Here is an 832-nt window from a genome sequence, read left to right on the forward strand (position 1 = left end):
ATTCTGGTTCGCGGTGATAGCGGGTTCGCCACACCAGCTGTTTATGATACCTGCGAGGCCGATGATGTCTTTTACATTATTCGCCTCAAACGTAATAAGCGACTACACAACTTGGCAGAAGAGTTTGTACAGATAAGCGACACAACTGAGTGGCATGAAACCGAAACTCACTATTACTCAGCAACTTATCAGGCCACTTCGTGGCCTAAACCGCGTCAAGTATACGTTAAGTCAACTCGTGTAGCTGGCGAATTGATCTTTTCACATGAATTTATTGTGACTAATCTGACAAATTTAACCGCAGAAGCAGCATTTGAACTGTATCATAAGCGTGGTCAGATGGAGAATTATATCAAGGAAGCCAAAGAGGGCTTCTTCTTTGATAAGACTGATAGTTCAACGTTTACCGCCAACGCTGCCCGTATGATGGTTAGTGTATTAGCGTACAATATTATCAATTTTATGAAGCAAATAGCCCTACCTAAAACAGAGACCGGATTGCGTGTTAGTACATTACGAATCCGTTTATTCAAAGTCGCTGCCCGCGTTGTGTTTACCGGTCGACGAATCCAGTTACGACTGAGTTCTCATCACGTTTATCATCGACTCTTTTATCAGGTATTACAGCGTATTCAGGCTATTAAATAGCCCCAATTAAAAAAAATTCTGTACGATCAAGGGATAAGTGCACCCAAAAATTCAAAAATGACTCACCGTTAGGTGATACCATCAAAATTTAGAGTCTCAATACATAGTAAGCAAGATCAAAAGCCGTCAGTTTTTGAAAAACATGAAAACTGACGACTTTTTTGAAAGGTATGAATAATTCAGG

The 832-nt window shown here is 40.5% G+C and carries 1 protein-coding gene; it reads left to right on the forward strand.

All coding sequences use genetic code 11. The features are described from left to right. Window positions 1–648 (forward strand): IS1380 family transposase (locus EGT51_RS12810; RefSeq protein WP_135369028.1); only part of this gene is annotated, 648 nt, incomplete at its 5' end. Window positions 649–832: the final 184 nt, after the last annotated feature.

The organism is Levilactobacillus suantsaiihabitans, from assembly GCF_004745505.1.
GTDB lineage: Bacteria > Bacillota > Bacilli > Lactobacillales > Lactobacillaceae > Levilactobacillus > Levilactobacillus suantsaiihabitans.